The sequence below is a fragment of the Allomuricauda sp. CAU 1633 genome, from assembly GCF_017313225.1.
Taxonomy (GTDB): Bacteria; Bacteroidota; Bacteroidia; order Flavobacteriales; family Flavobacteriaceae; genus Flagellimonas.
Map to the genome: position 1 here is coordinate 334,821 of NZ_JAFLNE010000001.1, position 23,982 is coordinate 358,802.

Annotated in this window: 26 protein-coding genes; 2 read left to right on the top strand and 24 right to left on the bottom strand. The window is 37.7% G+C overall.

All coding sequences use genetic code 11. The features are described from left to right. Nucleotides 1–361: 361 nt before the first annotated feature. Nucleotides 362–1,213: an alpha/beta hydrolase gene (locus J0X14_RS01550; RefSeq protein ID WP_242527886.1), complete on the bottom strand. Its 852-nt coding sequence runs from the start codon at nt 1,211–1,213 to the stop codon at nt 362–364. Nucleotides 1,214–1,495: 282 nt separating this feature from the next. Between J0X14_RS01550 and J0X14_RS01555 the strand changes: the two genes are divergently transcribed. After that, on the top strand, nt 1,496–2,113 hold the full coding sequence (locus J0X14_RS01555; RefSeq protein ID WP_207095999.1) for a TetR/AcrR family transcriptional regulator: 618 nt from the start codon (nt 1,496–1,498) through the stop codon (nt 2,111–2,113). Here the strand turns inward: J0X14_RS01555 and J0X14_RS01560 are convergent. The 3 genes from J0X14_RS01560 to J0X14_RS01570 are packed head-to-tail and all read right to left on the bottom strand — an operon-like array spanning nt 2,110 to nt 4,720. Then, the gene (locus J0X14_RS01560; protein WP_242527887.1) at nt 2,110–3,183 is read right to left on the bottom strand and encodes a glycosyltransferase family 9 protein; all 1,074 of its coding nucleotides are present in this window, start codon (nt 3,181–3,183) and stop codon (nt 2,110–2,112) included. The two genes, J0X14_RS01555 and J0X14_RS01560, sit on opposite strands and share 4 nt — an antisense overlap. Beyond that, nucleotides 3,146–3,751, bottom strand: coding sequence for a DUF4254 domain-containing protein (locus tag J0X14_RS01565; protein ID WP_207096000.1), 606 nt, complete (start codon nt 3,749–3,751; stop codon nt 3,146–3,148). The genes J0X14_RS01560 and J0X14_RS01565 overlap by 38 nt, the downstream gene beginning before the upstream one ends. Before the next feature lie 36 nt (nt 3,752–3,787). Beyond that, nucleotides 3,788–4,720 carry a DUF6427 family protein gene (locus J0X14_RS01570; protein ID WP_207096001.1) on the bottom strand — a complete coding sequence of 311 codons (933 nt, stop codon included), beginning with the start codon at nt 4,718–4,720 and terminating at the stop codon, nt 3,788–3,790. 39 nt (nt 4,721–4,759) lie between these two features. On the opposite strand from J0X14_RS01570, the gene J0X14_RS01575 reads away from it, so the two are divergent. Further along, entirely contained in the window at nt 4,760–4,981 is a 222-nt protein-coding gene (locus tag J0X14_RS01575) for a DUF6341 family protein (RefSeq protein WP_207096002.1), read from the top strand. Here the strand turns inward: J0X14_RS01575 and purD are convergent. From purD to rfbA, 20 genes are all read right to left on the bottom strand, one after another. Next, on the bottom strand, nt 4,976–6,247 hold the full coding sequence (purD, locus tag J0X14_RS01580; RefSeq protein WP_207096003.1) for a phosphoribosylamine--glycine ligase: 1,272 nt from the start codon (nt 6,245–6,247) through the stop codon (nt 4,976–4,978). The two genes, J0X14_RS01575 and purD, sit on opposite strands and share 6 nt — an antisense overlap. 53 nt (nt 6,248–6,300) lie before the next feature. Then, the gene (locus J0X14_RS01585; protein WP_207096004.1) at nt 6,301–7,287 is read right to left on the bottom strand and encodes a UDP-glucuronic acid decarboxylase family protein; all 987 of its coding nucleotides are present in this window, start codon (nt 7,285–7,287) and stop codon (nt 6,301–6,303) included. A gap of 99 nt (nt 7,288–7,386) precedes the next feature. Then, nucleotides 7,387–8,739 carry an undecaprenyl-phosphate glucose phosphotransferase gene (locus J0X14_RS01590; RefSeq protein WP_207096005.1) on the bottom strand — a complete coding sequence of 451 codons (1,353 nt, stop codon included), beginning with the start codon at nt 8,737–8,739 and terminating at the stop codon, nt 7,387–7,389. A 59-nt stretch (nt 8,740–8,798) separates the two neighbouring features. Next, nucleotides 8,799–9,500, bottom strand: a complete 702-nt coding sequence (locus J0X14_RS01595; protein ID WP_207096006.1) for a galactosyltransferase-related protein — start codon at nt 9,498–9,500, stop codon at nt 8,799–8,801. Further along, nucleotides 9,493–10,788: an O-antigen ligase family protein gene (locus tag J0X14_RS01600; protein WP_207096007.1), complete on the bottom strand. Its 1,296-nt coding sequence runs from the start codon at nt 10,786–10,788 to the stop codon at nt 9,493–9,495. The genes J0X14_RS01595 and J0X14_RS01600 overlap by 8 nt, the downstream gene beginning before the upstream one ends. Then, entirely contained in the window at nt 10,772–11,881 is a 1,110-nt protein-coding gene (locus J0X14_RS01605) for a glycosyltransferase (RefSeq protein WP_207096008.1), read from the bottom strand. The genes J0X14_RS01600 and J0X14_RS01605 overlap by 17 nt, the downstream gene beginning before the upstream one ends. Continuing rightward, nucleotides 11,866–12,486 (bottom strand): acetyltransferase, encoded by a 621-nt coding sequence (locus tag J0X14_RS01610; protein ID WP_207096009.1) that lies wholly within the window; start codon nt 12,484–12,486, stop codon nt 11,866–11,868. The genes J0X14_RS01605 and J0X14_RS01610 overlap by 16 nt, the downstream gene beginning before the upstream one ends. Further along, nucleotides 12,452–13,744, bottom strand: coding sequence for an O-antigen ligase family protein (locus J0X14_RS19170; protein WP_317194403.1), 1,293 nt, complete (start codon nt 13,742–13,744; stop codon nt 12,452–12,454). Before J0X14_RS19170 ends, J0X14_RS01610 begins: the two co-directional genes overlap by 35 nt. Continuing rightward, entirely contained in the window at nt 13,725–14,726 is a 1,002-nt protein-coding gene (locus J0X14_RS01620) for a glycosyltransferase family 2 protein (RefSeq protein ID WP_207096011.1), read from the bottom strand. Before J0X14_RS01620 ends, J0X14_RS19170 begins: the two co-directional genes overlap by 20 nt. Then, the gene (locus J0X14_RS01625; protein ID WP_207096012.1) at nt 14,713–15,648 is read right to left on the bottom strand and encodes a sulfotransferase family protein; all 936 of its coding nucleotides are present in this window, start codon (nt 15,646–15,648) and stop codon (nt 14,713–14,715) included. Before J0X14_RS01625 ends, J0X14_RS01620 begins: the two co-directional genes overlap by 14 nt. Further along, nucleotides 15,641–16,513, bottom strand: a complete 873-nt coding sequence (locus J0X14_RS01630; RefSeq protein ID WP_207096013.1) for a sulfotransferase family protein — start codon at nt 16,511–16,513, stop codon at nt 15,641–15,643. The genes J0X14_RS01625 and J0X14_RS01630 overlap by 8 nt, the downstream gene beginning before the upstream one ends. Continuing rightward, nucleotides 16,510–17,070, bottom strand: a complete 561-nt coding sequence (locus tag J0X14_RS19025; protein ID WP_242527888.1) for an acyltransferase — start codon at nt 17,068–17,070, stop codon at nt 16,510–16,512. Before J0X14_RS19025 ends, J0X14_RS01630 begins: the two co-directional genes overlap by 4 nt. A 161-nt stretch (nt 17,071–17,231) precedes the next feature. Further along, nucleotides 17,232–18,527, bottom strand: a complete 1,296-nt coding sequence (locus J0X14_RS01640) for a flippase (RefSeq protein WP_262897090.1) — start codon at nt 18,525–18,527, stop codon at nt 17,232–17,234. A 39-nt stretch (nt 18,528–18,566) separates the two neighbouring features. Further along, entirely contained in the window at nt 18,567–19,820 is a 1,254-nt protein-coding gene (gene cysN, locus J0X14_RS01645) for a sulfate adenylyltransferase subunit CysN (RefSeq protein ID WP_207096644.1), read from the bottom strand. A gap of 7 nt (nt 19,821–19,827) precedes the next feature. Then, on the bottom strand, nt 19,828–20,733 hold the full coding sequence (gene cysD, locus J0X14_RS01650; RefSeq protein WP_207096015.1) for a sulfate adenylyltransferase subunit CysD: 906 nt from the start codon (nt 20,731–20,733) through the stop codon (nt 19,828–19,830). Next, nucleotides 20,733–21,323: an adenylyl-sulfate kinase gene (gene cysC, locus J0X14_RS01655; RefSeq protein ID WP_207096016.1), complete on the bottom strand. Its 591-nt coding sequence runs from the start codon at nt 21,321–21,323 to the stop codon at nt 20,733–20,735. The genes cysD and cysC overlap by 1 nt, the downstream gene beginning before the upstream one ends. Further along, on the bottom strand, nt 21,305–21,739 hold the full coding sequence (locus J0X14_RS01660; protein WP_207096017.1) for a DUF2061 domain-containing protein: 435 nt from the start codon (nt 21,737–21,739) through the stop codon (nt 21,305–21,307). Before J0X14_RS01660 ends, cysC begins: the two co-directional genes overlap by 19 nt. Continuing rightward, nucleotides 21,740–22,540, bottom strand: a complete 801-nt coding sequence (gene cysQ, locus J0X14_RS01665; protein ID WP_262897091.1) for a 3'(2'),5'-bisphosphate nucleotidase CysQ — start codon at nt 22,538–22,540, stop codon at nt 21,740–21,742. It abuts the gene before it with no gap. A gap of 11 nt (nt 22,541–22,551) precedes the next feature. Then, nucleotides 22,552–23,115 (bottom strand): dTDP-4-dehydrorhamnose 3,5-epimerase, encoded by a 564-nt coding sequence (rfbC, locus tag J0X14_RS01670; protein WP_242527889.1) that lies wholly within the window; start codon nt 23,113–23,115, stop codon nt 22,552–22,554. After that, a complete protein-coding gene (gene rfbA, locus J0X14_RS01675; RefSeq protein ID WP_207096018.1) occupies nt 23,112–23,981 on the bottom strand; it encodes a glucose-1-phosphate thymidylyltransferase RfbA in 870 nt (289 codons plus the stop codon). Before rfbA ends, rfbC begins: the two co-directional genes overlap by 4 nt. Nucleotide 23,982: the final 1 nt, after the last annotated feature.

Sequence of the window (23,982 nt, forward strand, 5' to 3'; positions counted from 1 at the left end):
AATAGAAGTAGTATTAGTATTGGCCTCACCCTGTAATGTTTCTTACCTAAAATTTGTTAATTGGCTTTTACACAAATATAAGGGAAGTCAAACTTATCCAAAATCCATTCGTTTTAATGCCTTTTTATTAGCCATATTGAACTTGTGGTCATTTAACCGTGTTATAGATGCTCAGCTAGGGCCAGAAGTAGTTACCAAGAGGTAGTAACTTACGCTTTTAGAGCAGGAAGGTTAACTTAATGGTAAATTAAATACATAACAGGAGGCCGTTTTTTCCCATCAACCTCCTACAATGTTTTAGTGGAATATAAGCCATGGTATTTCATCTTAGCTATTAGTACTACAAAATATACACACGGTCTTAGCGTTTCTGGATTTTATCCAAAAATAAGTCTACATCCTGTAGCGTTTTTTTATAATAATCAGGAGACCTATTATTAAAAAACCCATGCTTTTGCCCTTCATAAACCTTAACCTCGCAAAAGCTTCCAACACTATCCATTCTATGTTTATAATTTTCAATAGTTTCAATCGGCACAAGTTCATCCTCGGACCCAATTAAGATAATGGTTGGGGGCGCATCTTTACTGATATTGTAAATGGGCGAAAATGATTTATACAATTCCCCTATTCTTTCAAATCCATATCCATTTGGTCCATTGTCAATTACAGGATTGAATAGAACTAGGGCTTCTGGCTTTGTGCTGACCGTCATATCATCTGTGTCTTCATTAAATCCGGATACTAAAGCCGTAGCGGCCGCTAGGTGTCCGCCAGCAGAGCCGCCACATGCAACAATCTTAGATGAATCGACCCTAAACCGTTCGGCATTTCTTTTTATATATCTCATTGCTGATTTTGCATCCATTAATGATTCAAAAGGAGTTGTATTATTTCTAAACTTCACCCGATATCCAACCAAAAAAGTTACATACCCTTTATTTGAATAGTATTTTGCGTGAGCTTCAAATTGACTGATGGAACCGCCTCGCCATCCTCCTCCATGAAAGAAGACAATTGCGGAATTTAACTTCTTAGTTGTTTTATCCTTGGGAAAGAATACCCTCATCTTTAGGTTTGTGGAATCAACAGTCTTATAATTTATTACGCTATCGAGACCAAATCCGTATTGTATTTTGCCCTTTCCTGACGAACAGTTAGATAATGCGATTCCAAGAAATAACACTATGATAGCGGCTAAGTTTAATCTCATTTATATGACCTTGATTTCAATTCAATGATTGTCCAACAGGTCAATGAACTTCGGGGGTTTTACTTTAAGAATCAGAGTTAAATTGATGAATGCCATGTACAATTCAACGAATCCCGCATATAATTTGACCGACCCATAAGTCGGTTATTTTTTGGGATTTTGGCAATTCATCGGTTTTTGAACACTTCACCGATTTTTCAGGGAAGTACGTCTTGAATTCTTTGGGTTGGACCATTTCCGTGGAATCTTTGTCACAGACTCAACAGTCTAAACCCAAATCTTATGGAAATGACCCTCAAACGAAGGGAGACCATGCACCGCTTATGCGGGAAGGGTCTCGAAATCTTCAACGAAAAAGGCTATTACAACACCAGTTTGGATGATATCCTTCAGGAATTATCCTTATCCAAAGGTGCCTTTTACCATCACTTTAAATCCAAGGAAGACTATTTTATCAATATTGTGCAGAACCTTATTGTGCAAAAAGTCTACGCACTTTTAATAGAGCCGCTGGACACGAATGAAAATCCATTGCCCGTTATTGTGGAAAGTTTGGAAAATGCCTTGGAGCCTGGCAAGAAAAATGAAATGGCCTATGGTTTTATGCTCAACGATTTCTTGACTGAATTCAATAAGCGTAATGAAGAAATATCGGGTTACCTAAAAAATATCCTTAGCGTTTGGGAAGTCAACCTAGTTGCTGTGCTGAAAAGAGGGAAAGTGGACGGCCATATTGCCCGCCATGTGGATTGTGAGGGGGCTGCCACCTATATCATTGCTTCGTATTTGGGTATGCGCTCTTTAATGACGGATAGCACCAACCGCCAATTAAAATACCAATACATTCAACAGTTAAAGCAATACTTCAAGTCGATTTCGGCTACCCACGCCCTCGCTTAACCTTCCAAAATTTTGGTAAGCTTTTCCAAGACTTGCTGGGGTTGTATTGTTTTCATTGCTGATTCGTATCCTCCCGGCACTTTATTTCCATAAATTGAAGTAGGAATCAATGGATACTCCTCCCGGTCAGCCAATATCGCATTTTCTGCAGGTTGATGGAACGGATAAAATCCGGAAAAGGGGTGGGTAACTCCCCATAAGGTCACCACCGGAATAGCATAATTGGCAGCCAAATGGGCATTGCCACTGTCCATGGACAACATTACGTCCAAATTGGAAATAAGTTGCAGTTCTTCGGAAAGATTGAGCTTTCCGGCCATGCACAAGGCGTTTTCATACTTCTCTGATAAGCCCTTCAACGCTTCTACTTCCTTGGCTCCACCGCCAAATAGCAATATTTTATACTTTTCGGTATCATTGAGAGTCTTAATAACCTTCTCCATGGATTCCAACGGATACATCTTGCCTTGGTGAGCGGCAAAGGGCGCAATCCCCACCCATTTTTTGGTGTCTTGCTGCACCAAGCCCAGCACTTTTTCCGAAAGTTGAACCCGATCTAAGGGTTTGGCATCAGATAAATCAATAGGAAAACTGAGTTTGTCAAAAACATCAGCATAACGTTGATGAGTAGACTTGAGCTGTTTGAATATTTTGTTTCGGGAACGGGTAAGGGCCTTCTTTTCACCACGACCCTTGTCAATTTGTACAACGGGAACCCTATCCAAGGCAAAATACTTTTTCAGCACCCTGCTCCGCAAAACATTATGAAGGTCGGCCACAGCATCAAAATGCATGGGTTTCAACTCCTTTTTGTAGAGCCGCCATAATCCCATAAGGCCCTTATGCCGCTTCTTTACATCTGTCTCAATTACATTTACTCTTTCCAACCCATCAAAAATGGGCTTGAAGTGTTTTTTGGTGAGCACTGTAAGTTGTAGGTCTGGATATTTTTTGAGCAATGTGTCCAGTATGGGAACAGTCATGGCCACATCACCCATTGCGGACAAGCGAATGACCAGAATATGGGTGGATTTACCCTTTTTGTCCACGGAGTACGGGGTTGAGTTCATCGTCATTGTACATTTTCATCTGCTTGTAGACTTTCATGTACTTGTTTCCTGCCTCAATATCGGACAGCAGTTGGTCTATAGCTGTGGAAAGGTCCTTTCTCTGCTCCAAAAGTACCGCTAACTTGTCACTACATTTTTTGATGTGCTCCGGTGAGGCATCTGTTCGGTTGACCTCCTCCTGCATGTGGTAAATTTTCAAGGCCAATATGGAAAGTCGGTCAATGGCCCAAGCTGGACTTTCGGTATTGATGGTGGCATTTTCGTTAACCTCTACTGTCTTGTATTTGTTTAAGAAATAACCATCTATATACTCCACCAAATCAGTACGGTCCTGATTGCTGGCGTCAATTTTTCGCTTGAGGCCCAAAGCCGCTACTGGGTCAATTTCGGGGTCACGGATAATATCCTCATAATGCCATTGAACCGTATCAATCCAATTTTTTCGGTATAGCAAATGTTCCACTTTATCCTTTGGATACGGGTTGGAGAAATCTTGGTATACATCGTCCTCAATGTGGTAGGTATCTATACTTTCCTGAAATATCTTGAAGGCAAATTCGCTGAACATCTTTATACGTTTTGCGCAAAGATATTGCTTTATGGTTTATTGGTACATCTGCACGACAAAAAGCAAAAGGGGAACCGCAATACATAGCCCCAAAAACAACTCCCGCAACTTTATTCTTTTGATGCCTTCCAAATAATTAGCCATAAAAACGGCGGCTGGGAAAAAGGTAAACAGGAGCGGGGAAGAACCTGCAGGGCTAAAAAGTGCCAAGACCACTCCAAGTATGAAAATAAAAAGCATAATTCGCAACAACACCAACTTTCCCCCGCCAATACTTCTAACCCTTACAAAAACAATCATCATTAACAATAGCATCAATAGTATATAGATCATTGTTTTTATGTTGATGACCTGACCCAAAGTTTCCGTTTTGAGCAATCCTATTGAAAATACGTAGTGCTTGCCAAAAAAATCGGTTGACCCCGTCAGCCTAAGTGCAGCAAAAGTTATAATAAAGACAGTTGCCATCCCCACAAAAGGAACCAACCAGTTTTTAAAGTTTTTTCTATCATACACATTGATGACGGCAAAGACCAACAGTAAAAATACAAGGGACCAGTCGTAAAAAAGGCTGGCGGCACCAATTAAAAAGGAAGCATCAAAAATCTTGTGCTTTACAAACCGGATGGATTTTATGGACAACAATCGCCAAAAGGCCAGAAGCAGAAAAAAATTGGTGAAGATGACATTTTTGTTGAACAAGGTTTCAGAAAAAGCCACCAACAACAGTACAAAAAACAGCATGGCGTAGGAGTTGAAGTCGGTCACCTTCTCGGTACGCACAATCTGGTTGATAATAAATAAGGCCAAAAGCAAGACCGCAAAAGCCAAGAGTTCAAGCGCAATAAATTGGGTTACAACTTGTGTCCCAAAGCCCAAAAATGCATTGATAGAATAGAAAAGGAACAAAAAAATGCCAAGGACAATGTAATTTATGGGTTTTGTTTTTCCGAAAAAGCTTGAAATCATCCTTTCTTTTGCTACTTTTGTAAAGTAAATATAGCCAAGATGAGCAAGTTTTTTTACGGTATAGAAGACTTATTTGTGAACTACCTTTTTGCCCCCTACGATTTTTTCCGTTTTATGGAAAGTTGGTGGGCTGCCAACACATTGAATTGGATTTTCTTTGTCATTGGTTTGGTGGCATCCGTCTACTGGATGAATCAATTGAAAATTTTCAATGATAATGGTGAAGAGGATAAGAGCATCAGCTCACACTCTTACCTATAGATCAAACCCTAAATCTTTTCGGTAATACATTCCATCAAAGTGGAGTTTTTCCATGTTTTGATAGGATTTTTGTAGGGCTTCCTTAAAGTCTTTTCCAAAGGAAGTTACGGCTATGACCCGGCCTCCATTGGTGGTCACTTTTCCTTCTGAAAGTTTAGTCCCTGCATGGAACACCAAGGAGTCTTTAATGTTCTCGGTACCGGTAATTTCCTTTCCTTTTTCATAAGCCTCGGGATAACCGCCCGAAACAGCCATTACGGTTGTGGCTGTACGTTCATCAATCTCTAGGTTGATTTGGTCCAATGTACCATTTGCCATCGCCGTCAGCACCTCAACAAGGTCACTTTTCAGACGGGGTATCACTACTTCCGTTTCAGGATCACCCATACGAACATTGTATTCGATAACCTTGGGCTCGTCACCAACTTTTATCAACCCGATAAAAATGAAACCCACATAAGGCAGGTTGTCCTTTTTAAGGCCGTCTACGGTAGGTTTTACAATCTGGCGCTCTATCTTGTCCAAGAATGTGGAATCTGCAAATGGAACAGGTGAAATAGCCCCCATGCCCCCGGTGTTGAGTCCAGTGTCCCCTTCCCCAATACGTTTATAATCTTTTGCGGTAGGAAGGATTTTGTAATTGGTTCCATCCGTGAGCACAAAACAACTCAACTCTATGCCGTCCAGGAACTCTTCAATGACCACCGTGGCACTGGCATTCCCAAATTTGGAATCGACCAACATGGATTTTAATTCGGTCTTGGCTTCTTCCAAATCTTGAAGGATCAGCACCCCTTTCCCAGCCGCAAGTCCATCCGCTTTAAGTACATAAGGTGGTTTTAGGGATTCTAAAAAACCATACCCCTTTTCCAAAGTTTCAGCTGTAAAACTTTCATAGGCCGCGGTTGGGATGTTGTGCCGCATCATGAACTCTTTGGCAAATTCCTTACTACCTTCCAAAGCCGCTGCGGCTTTTTCCGGGCCGATTACGGGAATGGATTTCAGTTCGGCATCATTCAGAAAGAAATCATGCACTCCATTTACCAATGGGTCTTCTGGTCCTATAACGACTAAATCAATATTTTCCTTGAGTACCAGTTGCTTAATGGCGGGAAAGTCATTGACCCCTACCTCAACATTTGTAGCTATTGTTGAAGTCCCTGCATTGCCAGGAGCAACAAACAGATTTTTCGTGATAGGGCTTTGTGAAATTTTAAGGGCTATGGCGTGTTCTCGTCCACCAGAGCCCAGGACCAAAATGTTCATGAATTAGAATTTTGGCAAAAATACGCTGTTTAGATGCCCCTTTAAAATGAAAATTACTTTTTATTGCGGGTAGAGAAATCGCGATGTTCTGTTTTTTCGAGTTCTTCCTTGGTTAGTCCTTTAAAAAACTCGAATGTTTTTCGCATTCCTTCTTCACGTCCTACTTTGGGTTCCCATCCCAAAATTTCCCTTGCTTTGGTAATGTCGGGCTGACGCTGCATGGGGTCGTCTTTAGGTAATGGTTTATAGACAATTTTTTGGTCCGTGCCTGTGAGTTTGATGATTTCCTCGGCAAAATCCTTAATGGTAATTTCATTGGGGTTTCCAATGTTCACCGGGAGGGTATAATCACTCATCAACAAACGGTAGATTCCTTCGATTTCATCATCCACAAAGCAGAAGGAGCGGGTTTGTGAACCATCTCCAAATACAGTTAAATCCTCCCCTCGAAGGGCTTGTCCCATAAAAGCAGGGATTACGCGACCATCGTTCAGTCGCATTCGCGGTCCGTAGGTGTTGAATATCCGTACAATACGCGTATCCAAACCATGGAATCTGTGATAGGCCATAGTAATGGACTCTTGAAAGCGTTTGGCTTCGTCATACACCCCTCTTGGCCCGATGGTGTTTACATTGCCATAGTACTCCTCTGTTTGCGGGTGTACCAAGGGATCACCATATATCTCGGAAGTGGATGCAATCATGAAACGAGCATTTTTCTCCTTTGCAAGACCCAGTAAATTGTGTGTTCCCAGTGCACCCACCTTTAAGGTTTGAATTGGAATCTTCAGATAATCTATTGGACTCGCGGGCGAGGCAAAATGAAGAATGTAATCCAGTTCTCCCGGAACATGGACAAAATTTGTCACATCGTGGTGGTAGAACGTAAAGCGTTCCAGAGGAAACAGATGTTCTATGTTTTTTAAATCTCCTGTGATAAGGTTATCCATTGCAATGACATGATGGCCTTCTGCAATGAACCTGTCACAAAGGTGGGAGCCCAAAAAACCTGCTGCCCCGGTGATAAGGATTCTTTTCATTTATTTTTTGATATAAATTGTTGTCTTCATCAAAACAAACTTAGGCCATAATGGTCCGTATCAAAAACTTTTCTGGTTAACCTACACTAAATTCTCGACTCAATACGCTTTTTCCTCTCCTTTAAAAACATTTAAAACGGTCTGGAGCATGATTTTAAAGTCCAAAAAAATGGACCAGTTCTCGATATAGAAAATATCGAATTTAATTCGATTTTGTATATCGGAGTCGGTTTCAATCTCCCCCCTATAGCCTCTTATTTGTGCCAAACCCGTTATGCCGGGCTTTACAAAATGGCGCACCATATATTTGTCAACACTTGCTGCATATTCATTGGTATGCTTAACCATGTGAGGTCTGGGGCCCACTACAGACATAGTGCCAAAAAGTACATTATAAAATTGAGGCAGTTCATCTATGCTGGTACTTCTTAAAAATCTACCCAGCTTGGTGATCCTCATATCATTTTTTGTGGCCTGAACATCATCTGCATTTTTGTTTGGGGCCATGGAACGAAATTTATAGCAATAGAACTCCCTATTATCTATACCATTACGTGTTTGTCTAAAAAATACAGGGCCCTTGGACTCAAGGGTAATCAATATGGCCAAAATGGGGGTTAACCAAGAGAGCAGCCCAACTATTATAATCAGAGAGAAAATAACGTCAAAACTTCGTTTGATAAAGGCATTTATGGGATTGTCCAATGGTATGTCCCTTAAAGAAAGTACGGGGATGTAATCATAGTATTCAAATTTGAGCTTTTTGGCAAAGATGTTTTTGTTATCGGGAATAAACTTGAGGGTTTTTAAATTATTGTCAGCAAAGTTGATGAACTTTGTAAGCTCTTCATTTTTCAGTTCAGATACTGAACAATAGATTTCATCAATATTATTTTCTAGAATATAGTTGAAACACCCCTGAAGTTCAAATCCTGTAGTTTTTGGCGAGAACTGTTTCAAAAAATTATATCCGAACTCCTGCCTTCCTTGAAACACCTTGCGCAACTGATCTGTTTTTTTGTTTTTCCCTACAATGACCACGTTCCTTAAATTACCTTTCACACGTTCCCGATACTCCATCAAGAGGACATAGCTCAAAAGCTTTATAATGGATATGACCAGTAAAACTATTACAAAATACTCGCCAAGTGCCAACCTACTAATGATGGGCTGCTTAAAAAAGCCTATGAACGCATAGAGTGTTAAAAAGAAGAAAACAAATTGCACAAATATCAACCTAAAAATATAGGTTACCTTGGCAAACCTATATATGGTATAAAACTCATTTTTTGTGGAGATAACAATCCATGCCATTGTTATATACAGATGCATCAACAAGGGCGTTTGAAAGTTGATGGGCAAAATGTATAAAAACATATTTAAAACCATCAGGTCTATAGCATATGATAGAGGGGTGATAAGGTTTGAATATCTATGTTGTCTGAAAAACATAATCTGTTAAAATAAACTCAGAGTTTTGAATCTCCCTAAATTATTGCCTTAAGATAATTTTACCACCCCCATTTTTTAAAATACTTTATTGCGGACTCCAAGTGTATTTTAAAGAGCTTAAAACTTTTTGCAGATCCCTTTTCTAGATGATGAACGATCTTTTCTCCAGGGTGTAGAACCACATCCAAACCTGTTTCAGTAACCTTCTTACAGATATCAATGTCCTCCATATACATAAAATACCTTTCATCAAACCCCTTAATTAACTTAAAAGTGTTTGTTCTGAATAATTGAAAACAACCCATAACGCTATCAACCGCAAAAGGCGCGTTCAACTCTTTGTGAAAATATTGGTTTTTTTCATATTTATTATGAAAAAGGGCTTTAATAAAAGGAATCCTTCGAATAATTAGATCAAAGGGGTTTGGATATCTTCTAAAAGAATGCTGAAGGGTTCCATCGGGGAAAAAAACTAAAGGAGCAATAATCCCGACATTGAGGTTATGCCTAGCATACTCCATAAGCCCAATTGTAACATTGGGTTCAAAATAAATGTCTGGATTTAAGATAAGATGAAAGGCCGAGTCTTTGTCAATTTTATCCAGAATATAGTTGTGTCCTTTTCCGAACCCTAAATTCTTACCCACAAAATAATACTGTACCTCTGGATACCCCTTAAAAACTTTCTCTAGATTATTGTTTTCTGAATTATCAATTACATATAATTTTTTATTCCATGGGATGGACAAAAAACTATTCAATGTTTTTTCTAGCTTTTCTATTGAATTGTGGTATATAACCAAAGAGCCTGTTAGCATACACTTTGTAGTGGTTTAAGAAAATTGTATTGAACAACCCAAAGAACAATACGCCATGGTTTCTGCTCAATATGTTTTCTGTAATCATGAAAATCAAAATCAAAGTTAAAAAAGAAATATACAGAACATCTTTATTTCTAAAAGAAACAAAAACAAAAAATAGAAATGCAGAAATGAATAAGAGGAAGCCAATTATTCCTCCAAAAAGAAGGACGTTCAAATAATATGAATGACTATTGTAGTTTTTTAATTGGTATGCATCCGTATTATACTGCCCATAACAACGTACAAGTTCATGTTGTACATCACCTATACCTACTCCAAAAGCACTATTTTCCTTAATTATTTGAGCAGCACAAGAATATATCCCTACCCTTATATTTATTGAATTATGCCTCTTGCCTTCTGGAGGCGCTAGTTTAGTTACCTTAAATTCTTGTAGAAATCTTGATTTTAACATTGGTGTAAAAAAAAGGGCGGAAAAAAAGGAAGCCGTGAGCAGAAGAATTAATGTGGCCTTAATTTTTGCGCTTCTTATGAAAAAGACATTTATAAGAAAAATAACGGACAATGCTAAAATTCCTATTCTAGATGATAACAACAGTATTGTAAAAGAGAGGTATAGTATCAAGCACACTAATAGAGCAACACGTAAAATATTTTTTGTTTTTTTTATACGGCTAGCAAAAAAGCCAATTGCCATAACATACCATAAGGTAACATAGGTTGGGTGTAAATCTCCCCATTGAAGTTGATGTGCGATTCTCCTAAACGGATTATTATAGAATCTAATTTCTCCTATGGAACCGAACAGCCCTGAAGAGAGAAAATTATAATTAAGGTAAATAGAGTGGGTTACGCACACAATGGAAAAAACCATTATTAAAAAAAGTACTTCTTTTTTCTTAAACCCATCATAAAAAAGAAACACCACTACAGGAAAAATCAATATGGGCAGTGCTTGTATTGTCTTTTCTACTCCGTGAAAAATATCATTGCTATAAAAGAGGCTGACTACAATTATTAAAAAAGGCAGAGATGCAACTAATATTAGATTTTTTTTTAATTTAAGATTGACATGGGCTTTTTTCCAGTTTAATATTGCGGCTCCAAATGCCCATAAAATAATCAAGTATGTATTGAATGATATCTTGAACAATGGGAAAAGGCATACCACACCCAACAAAATAACATTCAAATCAACTCCTAGAATCTTATTGTTCTTCTCCATTTAAAAGAAACTTAAACAATTCATTCCAACCAATACAAAAAGGAAATGCTACGGTATCTGCAACTTTACTTCCAAAGATGTCATCGTTTCTTAAATACCTAGAGATGATATTTGACAACTCTTTAGCATTATACGGGTCAAAAAACTTTACGCTGTCATAATTCCCCAGGGTTTCCCTTGCATAAGGTAGATTTGCCAATAAAATAGGCTTGTTGAAGTCCTTAAATTCCGTAATTGGCAGGCCCCAAGTTTCAAGTTTTGATGGGAATACAAGGCAACTGGCTTTGGCATATTCTTCAAATACTTGCTCTCTGGTCAATAGCCCCAAAAAAGTTATTGCCTTTATATTGCCATATTTCTGAACAATCTTTTTTGCATAAGGATTTAGATTCTTGTCAATTGTAATTCTCAATTCACATTTACCTTGCAAGTCTTCTGGTAAAAGTGAGATAGCTTCACATAAAATTTCAAAGTTTTTGAATGGCCTAGGGAAACTTGGATAAAAAAGAATTTTTTTCTCGCCTTCAATAAAGTCTTGGTTCCTTTCTATTGTTGGCGTGTTAGGATAAGCCACAACTATATTTTTTAAACCCCAAAACCTAAAGAACTCCTTTCTTATCCAGTCTTGTTGAACAATGATATATTTATTGCTTTTGATGTTTAACCTATAAAGGTGCTTATAAAATTTGGAAAAGAGGTATACTTTAGGATTAACAAAAAAGTCTTTAATTGAAGTTTTATAAAACGGCGTGGGGTTATGGCAATAAACAAATTGGATTTTACAATCCACTCTGGGGCTTATATCATGTAGAGACAACCAAAAATCTGGCTTAATGGTTTTAGATAGCTTGTTAAAATAAAAAAACTCATAATACATTCTATTGAACCAGCTTCTTTTTGACTTTGGAAACTCCATTAACTTAATCCCATCTGCCTTAATTAGAGCTTTGGAATGAACTAGTGCTATAACTTCTAAGTTATTACCATATTTATCACTCAAAAAAGACAAACAGTCGTTCAATATTGACAATGGCCCTCCAGAATCAAAATTTACTGCAGAAATCACCAATTTTTTTCTTACTGTTTCTCCCATGCTCTTTCTTGGGGATTAAAGATTTTAAGAATTCTTGCTGGGCTTCCGGCTATGACAGAATACGGTGGGAATTCTCCTTTTACCATTGACATTGCGCCCACAACTGTGCCTTTGCCCAATATTGTCCCTGGCAAAACACATACATTCTCTCCAAGCCAAACATCATCATCAATTTTTATGGCCTTTCCATGGATATCCCTTTCATCAGGGTGTTGTAAAATACTTTTGGCATCATCATAGTTTCCGTGGTTATGGTCTGTAATTAAGACGTTACTCCCAACCAACACATTATTGCCAAAAGTAATTCCATACGCGCACCCTATATGAACATTGTTATTAAGTTTTACATTTTTACCAAATACTACCTTGGGAGTACATTGCTGGTTTACAATCTTTCCCTTAAACCGATTCTGTGGCAATACTTCAATTCTTAAATTTGGCCCTGCTGTAAATTTTTCTCCGAAAAAAATAAGGTCCTTACTCAAAAAATAAGCAGGCTGCCTTATTTTTCTGACCTTTCTGCCATAAAATAATTTAGTTATCAACACATCCCTTGACAAACGAAAAACATCAAGTATTGTGTATGCCCTTAATGTCCGAAACATTTTTTTTGTTTTTGGTGTACGTTTCAAAATAGATAAAAAGCATTAAAGCAAACCCCAACATAGAATAATGCCCTTGCCTAAGAAGACGCAATATTATTAAAATAAATATGCCATTGTTCAATGTCCAAAAAAAATGGTTGTCTGAAGTCCTTTCAGACCATTTTATTCTATAATTGAAGACAAAAAAGACAAACAAAATACTTCCTAAAAGACCTGTTTCCGCTAATAACCTAAACAACAGGCTATTGGCATCTTCACGGTTCAGCCTAAAATTTTCCCGATAGGTTGATTTTGGCACAACCTCTTCAATGGTTTTGTCATAAATGAACGGATATTGTCCTAATCCCGCTCCAAACAAAGGGTTTTCAGACATTGAGTGTTTTACAATACTGTAATTGCTATAAAGGGCGTAGGTGCTTAAATTGGTCTTGTCTATCTGTTTGGCCGTAACCTTGTTTGAAGTAAACAATTCCAAAGTATCATCTACCCTGAACTTCATTTCTGGAACATTGTACAACAGAATTGCAACAATACATGTACTTATGCCAAAAATTGACAGGAAGATTGGCTTTTTGACAACTGGATATTTTGAAAAAACAATTAACAAAAGACATAGTAGCAATGCAAAAAAACCCAACGAAGATTTGCTCAAAATAACTGTAAGAACAATTAATGATGCTGTTTTATAACCCATCAAACTAGTAATGTTAAAAAATTTTGCGAATGAAATAAATACAGCAGGAATCAAAGAATAAATCATAAAGGAGGGCTCTTGAAACCATGACTGCACTCTATGACTGTGCATTTTTAGATTCCCCATGTCGAACCCCAAAAAAGAATAATTTGCTCCATGTACAAACCCAATCTTAAATGAAATAAATTGAACCAGCCCAACAATCGAGATAAGAATACAAATTGAAATATAATCCTTTGCTATTTTATAGAAATCAAATTTATAGGCATTGATTAAAAACCATGCAAAAATTGATTGGTATGTTATTAATATTGTTTGTTTAATGAATAACGGAAACTTTGCCCCGTTGATGAGTGCGGACAAAAGCAACAACGAAAAAACCGTTAATAAAACCATCACGATTTTAGGTTTGATTTTTATGTTCCTATTTGTAAAAAAAAAATACACTATGAAAATGGCTTGAAAAATATAATTGACCCTAAAGTCAAACCCTAGATCAACTGGAAAAAAAAGGTTATCTAAAAAAAGTGTGAAAAAAGAAATTTTATTTATGCTTAATCTCATGGAATTGAAGATTAGGGTTCATAAGCAATTGGAAAAACAGTTTTGCTCTGGAAAATTGTCCTCTCTTAATTCTGTTAAGGCAAAACATTGAACCGAAAATAAAGCAAAATACGGCAAAAGATCTTCTGAAAAATCTTTTATTAAAAAGGATTTTACTTTTTATGCTGTAAAAATCAGCTAGAAGAGAAGCGTTTCCAATTGCTGCACTTCCTTTATGATATATTTTTGATCTATCCTCATTGTAAAATTCAAGACCTTTTCTCTTTGCTCTTAAAACCCAGTCATATTCTTCAAAAAACAAAAAATAATCTTCACACATTAAGCCTACTTCATCTAAAAACTGTCGTGTAATAAACATGGATGCTCCAATGGGATAATCACACTTATCTCCAAAATTTTTTTTAAGTTGAATTCTCCCGAGTATTGGTGTATAGGTGCCTCCAACACTTTGAATGGCATCCCTTTCATAATATTCATACAAACACGAGCCAATCAAATCTGCCTTAGTAGTGTTATGAGCATCTATTAAAGAATCCAATGAATGTGGAGCAACCACGGTGTCATTGTTCAAAAGCCATATATAATTTCCCATTTGGTTTGAACGGAGGTGTTCCAGCGCAATATTGTTTGCCGCAGCAAACCCTTTGTTTTGTATTGCCTTAACCAATATTATTTTTTCATGAAAATCTTTAACGCCTTTTAAATCCTCCTCTTCTAAATATCTCAAGGTAATTGGGGAAGAGCTAGGGAAAACCAAATCTGGAAATTGTGTATTAACCTCACCATAATTTCCTCTGGCCCATTCCATTATTGAATTACTAGACTCTTGATCAGGGGAATTATCAATAATAAATACCTGGAAATTTTGGTTGGTCAGTTTTAAAATAGATTCCAAGCACTCTACAGTATCTTTCCAAGAACGATAATTCACTAAAATCAAATAGGTTTTATTCCTCTCCTCCCTTTCACTATTTAAATTCATCCCAAACGTCTATTCGATTATTTAGTATAGATTTTACTTGATTCACGTCTTCCTTAAAAAACTGCACAAGTTCATTTATCATGGTTTCATCCATAGATTGGAATTTTTTGCTGTTTTTGGACAAATAAGAAGATTTAAACCCTGTGAGCTTATTTAAAAGATTCTTTGGAACAATCTTTTTAAACCAGTTTTTAAACTTATTGGGCTGCAAGAGAAAACGGCTAAGCATATTGTTGTTATAACCTCCGCCCTCATTAAAAACTTTACGCAAAGAATCTGGTTTAAACTCGGAGTCAACTTCCAAAAAATCAAATAACTCTATTAAACTTTTATGGGGTTCTTGAATAAACTCTTCAAAAATCAGGACCTTGGTATTCTCCTTTCCAAAGATCTTTATGGTCTGCCTTAAATTTTCAGCATAAAAGGAGTGCTTTTTATACATCCAAAAATCTCCATACCCATATTCCGTTCTTTTCTCTTCGTTTTTTAGGGCAACATCAAAACTTTCTTTTTCATATCCCATTCTTACCTGATGTTTGTAATTGGAATATGTGCGATATATAGGGTTTCTAAGTATTATGCAGACCTTAGGATTTTCCGACATCTTATTTTTCAGGTCTGTTCCGATCTTATTTATAAAATAATAATAGGACGGTGAGATTTCCCCAATTACTTTATGCTTGCTTGTAACGCCAGTATATAACTTCTGATACTGATCGGGTTCTTTTGTCAATTCACGCAATACATCCTTATCACCTGGCCCTTGCGTTCTTTGGCTTATTAAACTATATGAAAAATGGTGTAACTCCTTTTTGGATGGCAAGTATATCTGTGGGTGCTCTTTAAGATACTCATATAATGAGGTAGTCCCTGCTTTAGGAACCCCCAACACCAAAAAGTTGGTTTTATAAGTCTTATTCATATCTCCAGTGTTGCAACGATCTCCCCACTATTTTTTCCAGAAGATTTATTTCATCTGAAAAATATAGATCGTGTACCAACTTCTTTTGATTATTACTAAGGAGGCTATTCTTAACTGGTTTGAGGTTTTTCCTGTTAAGAGAGGTTATTATATTAGCTTTTAATTCTTCTGACCAAATCATTTTGCCCAATAGTTTTTTAATGTAGTTTGGCTTAAAAATAAAATTTCGCAATAATATACTTTTAGGCTCAGATGCAATATTGCTTTTTAAATCAAAATCATATTCATAAGGTGGCAGTCCTATAAACTTTGAAATGGAGTTTACAGTTCCTTCCATATCTTTTATAAGATCCTCGAACAAGATTATCTTAAGGTTGTTTTTACCAAACAATTTTGTATACCTGTTTATTTGGGTGCTATATATACCCCTTGAAATATAACTGTGGTGAATTCGACCCCAGTGGTTGCAAAGTCTCGAATTTTCTTTTTCAAGAGCTTCAATAAACCCCAATTCTTCATAACCCCTCCTCTTTGTCATCAAATAGTGGGAGTATGCCCGATCAACAGGATTTCTTAAAATGAAGAGAAATTTGATACTGTCCCCTAAAGTCTCCTTTATTCTTTGTGCGCATTCTGTAAAGTAAGAATATTCCGGGTCAATTTCGCCCAGAAAGTCACTCTCCCTTGCGGAAAAATATTTTTTAAAGTAATGTGCCCTGCCCAAGTTATATTTCTCATCGTCTCTAAAAAAATGGGTTTCCTTTACATCTGGCAGGTAAATATCTGGATTCTGAACCAGAATATCATGCAAGGTAGAAGTTCCTGCCTTTTGGGCCCCTATGCAAAAAAAAGAAATTTCATTCATTCCCTATACTTGATTATTCGTGCTGGTACTCCGCCAACAATGGCATTTTCTGGAACATCTTTGGTCACCACTGCATTTGCGGCTATTATGGCTCCTGAATCAATTGTAATCCCCTTTGTTATTACTGCCCCATATCCAATCCAGACGTTATCTTTTATCACAACTCCAGCAGTTGATTCGCCTTGGTCAATTATTGGTGTATCCAGATCAGAAAATACATGATCGGTATCTCTTATTGATACGCTTTGAGCAATTAATACATTCTTTCCAATTGATATACTTTCATTTACTCCAATCACACTGAATGACCCTATAAATGAATTTTCCCCTAAAATCAATTTACCGCTTCCTTGAATTAATACATCAGATTTAATCTTGGAATTTTTCTTCATGTTTATTAAAAGCTTTTTGTTCTTTTTCCACCAAAAGGGATTCAGCTTAACACGAAATCCAACCGTTATTTTCCCCTCTTTTTGAATCAAAGAAGAGTATTTCAACAAAAACAATAGGGTGCTGATCCTGTTGTTTATTTTTGTGGCCAATTGGTATCTAAACATTTAGAATTCTATTTTTTAACTGTTATCTCATTTTCTTAATTTATTGCAAGCCTTCAAACAATGCCATAATGTGGTGCTATATCCCAATGGATTTAAAGTGCCTTCATTTACAATTTCTTAAAAAGGTTAACGGTAAATACAGGTATCTTTTACTGCTGTTGCTACTTATGAAAGAATATGAAAGCATAGAAGTCAAATTTCTTTTTAATATAATAAATACACATGGCATTCAACAATATGTTTGAAAGCACGCTTGCCAATGCAGCGCCTAGAACACCATGACTATTAATTAAAATATAGTTCAAAATAACATTAAATATTGTGCTTACTATTGTAAAATTTCTCAACTGTTTTTGATGTTGGGTCATACTTAGTACCTGACCAACACTTCCTGATAAAGCATTGAACAGAAAGCCTATTGACAGCACCAAAAGTACCCTTTGACCTGATATGAAATCTTCGCCGAAAAAATTTAAAAACTGTTTGCTGAATATTATTAAAACCAAAACCACGGGCAATGTAACCAATGCTATTAGTCTTGTTGCCTTTTTAACCTCGTCGCTTATTTGCGAAATTTGATTGTTGCTATATAATTCTGAAATCCGTGGTGCTATAACCGTATTCACAGCATTAATTACAATTAGTGAAATGGCAGCCAACTTGTATGCAACGTTATAGACGCCAACTTCACTTTTAGTGGCCATTGCCCCAAGCATAAAGACATCTGTCCAATTGCTTAAAAAAATAAAAAGTGCACTAAACAGTAAGGGCAAAGAAAGGTTCAAAAGGTCTTTTTGAGGATAGTTTTTAAGCTCTTTTGTTTTTTTCAATGGAACGTTTAAAAAAAGTATTATCGCCAAAACACTAATTGACAATACATAAGCAAAAATCGTATTGCTTTCAGGTAAGCCCAAATTATTGAAAACGAACAAAAGTGGAATGGTTATTACATAGGGCAAAACATAATAGAATAAAGCATACTTTTTAAAAAGCTGCTTACCCCTTATAAATTCGACAAAAAAAAGGTGGAAAATTCCAAAGCCAATGCAATAGGATAAATATTCAAAGTACTTTATCAACTCAAAATCATTGAATACCTGTATAGCAAGCCATTCTTTGGTCAACTGAATGATTAGGGTGCAAAAAAAAGCTGAAAAAAGTAATAAAAAAGCTGATTTTTGTAAATAGCTGTTAATGGGTCTTCCATGATTATAAAACCTTGTGTCCGCTGTTAACTTGACCATTGTTAATGGCAAGCCAAATGAAAAAACTAATATTAAAAGTTGCCAAAGCGCCAGCGAAATAGAATATCTGCCAAATATTTCAGCACCATATATATTTGAAATGTACAGCATGTTTAGATATGCAAGCAACATGCTAAAAATTCTAAGTAGAAAAACCGACCCCGACCTTTTAATCAAATTGCTTCGGATTAACAAAAGGTATTTAGCAATCATGAATTCTACATGGCTTTTATTTAACCATTCCTAAATTTATCAAACCACCATTCCCGCCGCCACAGTCTCATTGGTTGCATCATCCACCAAAATAATGCTCCCTGTGGTCCGGTTCTCACGATACGGGTCTATCATCAACGGTTTTGTTGTTCGAATACGAACCTTACAGATGTCGTTCATGGACATTTCCGTATCCTCAGTGCTTCTGTTTAGGGTATTGATATCAATCTTGTACAGCACTTCGTTGATCATGGCCTTCTGCTCGTTTGAAGTGTGCTTGATAGTATATTTTGCCCTAGGTTTTGCCGGGCTATTGTTTAACCAACAAAGCATTACTTCTATGTCTTGTTGTGCCTCAGGTTTATTATTGGAACGAACGATCATATCGCCTCTACTGATGTCGATATCATCTTCTAGTGTTATGGATACGGACATTGGTGCGAATGCCTCTTCAACTTCGCCAGAAAATGAGTCGATAGACTTAATTTTTGACACAAAGCCTGAGGGCATCACAGTAACCTCATCGCCTTTTCGCAGCACACCGCTTGCCACCCTTCCAGCATATCCACGATAATCCCTAAATTCTTCACTTTGTGGTCGTAAAACGGTCTGAACCGGAAATCTGGCGTCAACTTTGTTGATATCGCTACTGATGTGCATGGTTTCCAAGGTATGCAAAAGCGGGGCTCCTTGGTACCAATCCATGTTTTCTGATCGGTTCACCACGTTGTCGCCTAATAGGGCACTGATTGGAATAAACCGAACATCTTTTACTAGCAGTTTGGATGAAAACTCCTCAAATTGTCCTATAACTTTGTTATAAGCCTCTTCCGAAAAATCCACCAAATCCATTTTGTTGATGCAGACGATAACATGGGGAATTTGAAGCAATGATGCAATGAACGCATGTCTTTTGGTTTGTTCGATAACTCCATGTCTGGCATCGACCAAAATAATGGCTGCATTTGCCGTTGAAGCTCCAGTAACCATGTTTCGGGTATATTGTATATGCCCGGGCGTATCTGCAATAATAAATTTTCGTTTTGGTGTGGTGAAGTATCGGTAGGCCACATCTATGGTAATTCCCTGCTCTCTTTCATCCCGAAGACCATCTGTAAAAAGAGCCAAATCCACACCTTCATGGCCCTTCTTTTTACTGGTGCTTTCAATGGCTTCCAATTGATCCTCAAAAATTGATTTTGAGTCGTATAGTAGTCTTCCGATGAGGGTGCTTTTCCCATCATCCACACTTCCTGCCGTGGTAAATCGTAAAAGTTGATTGTTGTCCAACATAGCTGTTCTAAAAATATCCTTGTTTTTTTCTGTCCTCCATTGCAGTTTCCGAACGTTTATCGTCACTGCGGTTTCCTCGCTCCGTTTGTCTCATGGCCGATACTTCTTGCGCTATTTTTTCAACGGTATCTGCATCGGATTCTATTCCCCCGGTTATGGTAATGTCACCAAGGGTCCTGAAGCGTATTTTTTTGGTTACTACTTCTTCACCCTCATCCAATTTCAAGAACTCAGAATTGGGAATCCAGGAGTTGCTTCTCCAGACCACTTCTCTTTCGTGTGCGAAATACAATGAAGGTATCTCTATATTTTCTCTGTTGATGTAGTTCCAAACATCCATTTCCGTCCAATTACTGATTGGGAAAACCCGGAAATGCTCTCCTTCAAAATGCTTCCCGTTGAAAAGGTTCCACAATTCTGGACGTTGGTTTTTGGGGTCCCATTGACCAAAGTCATCCCTGTGCGAAAAGAAACGTTCCTTGGCACGGGCCTTTTCTTCATCCCTTCTACCGCCACCAATGGCACAATCCACCTTATTGGATTCAATGGCGTCCAATAGCGTAGTAATTTGAAGCGCATTTCTTGTCGCATTTTTCCCTTTTTCCTCGGCTACTCTTCCTTGGTCTATGGATTCTTGTACCGATCCAACAATGAGACGTACGCCCAATTCTTCAATTAGGTCGTCCCTAAACTTTATGGTTTCTGGAAAGTTGTGTCCTGTATCCACGTGCATCAAAGCAAAGGGTATTTTGCTGGGATAAAATGCTTTTCGGGCCAAGTGGGTGACCACAATGGAATCTTTCCCTCCCGAAAATAGAATTACTGGGTTTTGAAATTGAGCCCAAACCTCCCTTAGCACAAAAATGGCCTCGGATTCCAGCTCGTCTAAATAGTTCAAATAATACTTACTCATTACAATTGTAATTTGGGTCGAATCAATTCATATATTTTGTTCACTGCTTCTTCAACAGTTTCTTTTTCCGTAAGAACAATATCTGGCCGCAAAGGTACTTCATACGGACTTGATATGCCCGTCATATCTTTTATTTCTCCTTTTCTTGCTTTTTTATACAGCCCTTTTACGTCTCTTCGCTCACATTCTTCCAAACTGGTGTTGACAAAAACCTCAACATAATTGTCCTCGCCAACGGCTTCTTTAATCATCTTTCTATCCTTTATAAAAGGCGCCACGAACGCTGCCAGGACCACAAGCCCCGCATCTACAAATAGATTGGCCACTTCGCCAATCCTTCTGTTATTTTCTGATCGATCTTTTGGGGAAAATGTTAGGTCTTTATTGATCCCCTTTCTAACATTATCGCCATCTAGGGTATAGGTTTTTATGCCCTCTTCAAACAATTTTTGTTCCACCCCATTGGCAATAGTCGACTTTCCTGAACCGGACAACCCTGTAAAGAAAATCAAGAAGGAATTATGGCCATTGGCCTTCCTTCTCTCGTTTGCTCCAATTTTATAGTCATGCCTTATGATGTTCTCTTCCATTTCTTTGCCCGATTTCTTTTATCCAATCCGTAATTAATTCGGTACCATGCCCTTTCGTGGTAGTAATACAAAATCATCTTGGTGATGACCTCTGCAAAACCGATTTTTAGTCCTGTAAAAGGGTTTCCAGATATGATCCAAGATAACAAGATGGTATCCAAGGTTCCCAAGACTCGCCATGTAACCGTTTTTAAAATGTGTCTTCGTCTACTGTCTCCTATTCCTATTTTCACCCACGCTCTTTCATGGAAATAATACAGGGTCATTTTAGTAATGACCTCAGCAAAACCAATCTTTAAGCCTGTAAATGGATTCCCGGTGATGGCCCAAGACAACAAAATAGTGTCCAAGGTACCCACCAACCGCCATGTTATGGTCTTGGCCAAATGCCTTTTATAGGATACCTCTTTAGCCATCTAGTGCACTAGAAAATAGGGGTTCAACAAATTTTCCTTGTTGTATGATAGTTCTTTGTCCGTTTCCCATTGGGTGACTTTAAGGCCCACTGCCTTGCAGATGGCATGGCCCGCTGCCGTATCCCATTCCATGGTTGGGGCAATTCTTGGGTAAACGTCTGCCTTTCCTTCGGCCACAAGACAGAATTTTAAGGAGCTTCCTTTGGAAACGATTTCCACCTCATCGTGTTTTTGTTCTAAATCCTTGATGAAGTTTTCGGTTTGCTCATTCATATGGGACCGGCTACCTACCACTTTAATAAGTTCTTTTTTCTGATTGTCACTTAAACGCAATTGGTTTTCTTTTGAAAAAAGGGCATTGGTTTCCTCTGTGTTATTCAAAATATTTTTAAAGGATTCTCTAGTTTGAACATTGGCATAGTATAACTCCATGGTCACAGGCACATAAATTACGCCTAAAATAGGGGTTCCATCTTTGATCAGGGCAATATTAACGGTGAACTCCCCATTTCTTTTGATGAACTCCTTTGTGCCATCCAATGGGTCTACCAACCAGCATAAATCCCAATTTTTTCTTTCATCATACCCCAACATTTTGTTTTCTTCGCTGATGATGGGAATATCTGTCTTTTCCAAGTAGGACATAATGACCTTGTTGGATTCCTTGTCTGCTTTGGTCAAAGGTGAATTGTCTTCTTTGATCTCGGTTTCAAAATCTGGGGAAGTATAGATTTCCATGATGGCTTTTCCTGCATCAATGGATGCATTTATGGCAATTGTAATATTCTGATCTAAATTCAAAAGTGTGAGGTTTATTTTTTTATTGGATTGGATAGGTATTCTTTAATGTTGGGTAATATTCTGTCTTTTTCTGAGAGCTGTAATTCATTTTTATCTAGCCTCCAATCAATGTCTAAAGTTGGGTCGTCAAATTTCAAGCCTCTTTCGGCATTCTTGTAATAATAGTTGTCACATTTATAAAAAAAATGTGCCACATCACTAAGAACAACAAAACCATGGGCAAAGCCTCTTGGGACAAATAATTGCTTCTTATTCTCGCTACTGAGCTCAATCGATATGTGTTGGCCATAGGTCTCGGATTCTTCACGAAGGTCCACCGCAACATCTAAAACTGTTCCCTGGAGTACCCTCACCAATTTTGCTTGGGCAAACTCCCCTTCTTGAAAATGTAGCCCCCGCAAAACCCCCCTCGTGGAAAAGGATTGATTGTCTTGCACAAACACTACATCTTGGCCTATAGCTTCACAAAAGGTTCTTTGATTGAAACTTTCAAAAAAATGTCCTCTTTGATCTTGAAAAACCTTTGGTTCTACAACAAAACATCCTTCAAGTTTGGTCTGCGTTACTTGAATCATTTTCCTGCATTTAAAATCCCCAATAGATTATTTCCATACCCGCTTTTCATCAAGGGCCGGGCCAATTCTTCAAATTGAGTTTGATCAATGTAGCCCATCTCGTAGGCGGCAGCCTCAATAGCTCCTATTTTTAATCCTTGCCGTTCTTCAATTACCTCCACAAATTGGGATGCTTGTAAAAGGGATTGAAAAGTTCCTGTATCCAACCAAGCAGTCCCCCTGTCCAATATACTCACACTCAATTTACCTCTTCTAAGATACTCCTTGTTTACATCAGTAATCTCTAGCTCCCCTCTAGGGCTGGGTTTAATATTTTTGGCAATTGACACCACTTCGTTATCATAGAAATAAATTCCGGGAACCGCATAATTGGACTTAGGGTTATTTGGTTTTTCTTCAATGCTTATGGCCTTGCCCTCACCATCAAACTCAACCACCCCGTAACGCTCTGGGTCATGTACCCTATAAGCATATATTATGCCCCCATCGGGTTCATTATTGGACTGTAAAAGCTTAGATAAGCCTGTTCCATAAAAAATATTGTCCCCAAGTATAAGTGCTACCTTGTCATTACCAATAAAATCTGACCCGATTATAAAAGCCTCGGCCAATCCATTAGGGGACTCTTGAACAGCATAAGAGAATGAACAACCAAACTTTTGTCCATCTCCCAACAATTCCTTAAAAAGTGGAAGGTCTTTTGGGGTGGAGATAATCAAAATCTCTTTGATGCCCGAGTACATCAACGTTGACAATGGGTAGTAAATCATTGGCTTATCATAAATAGGCATAAGTTGTTTACTTACCGAAAGGGTTAAGGGATGTAGTCTGGTTCCTGATCCTCCGGCTAGAATAATTCCTTTCATC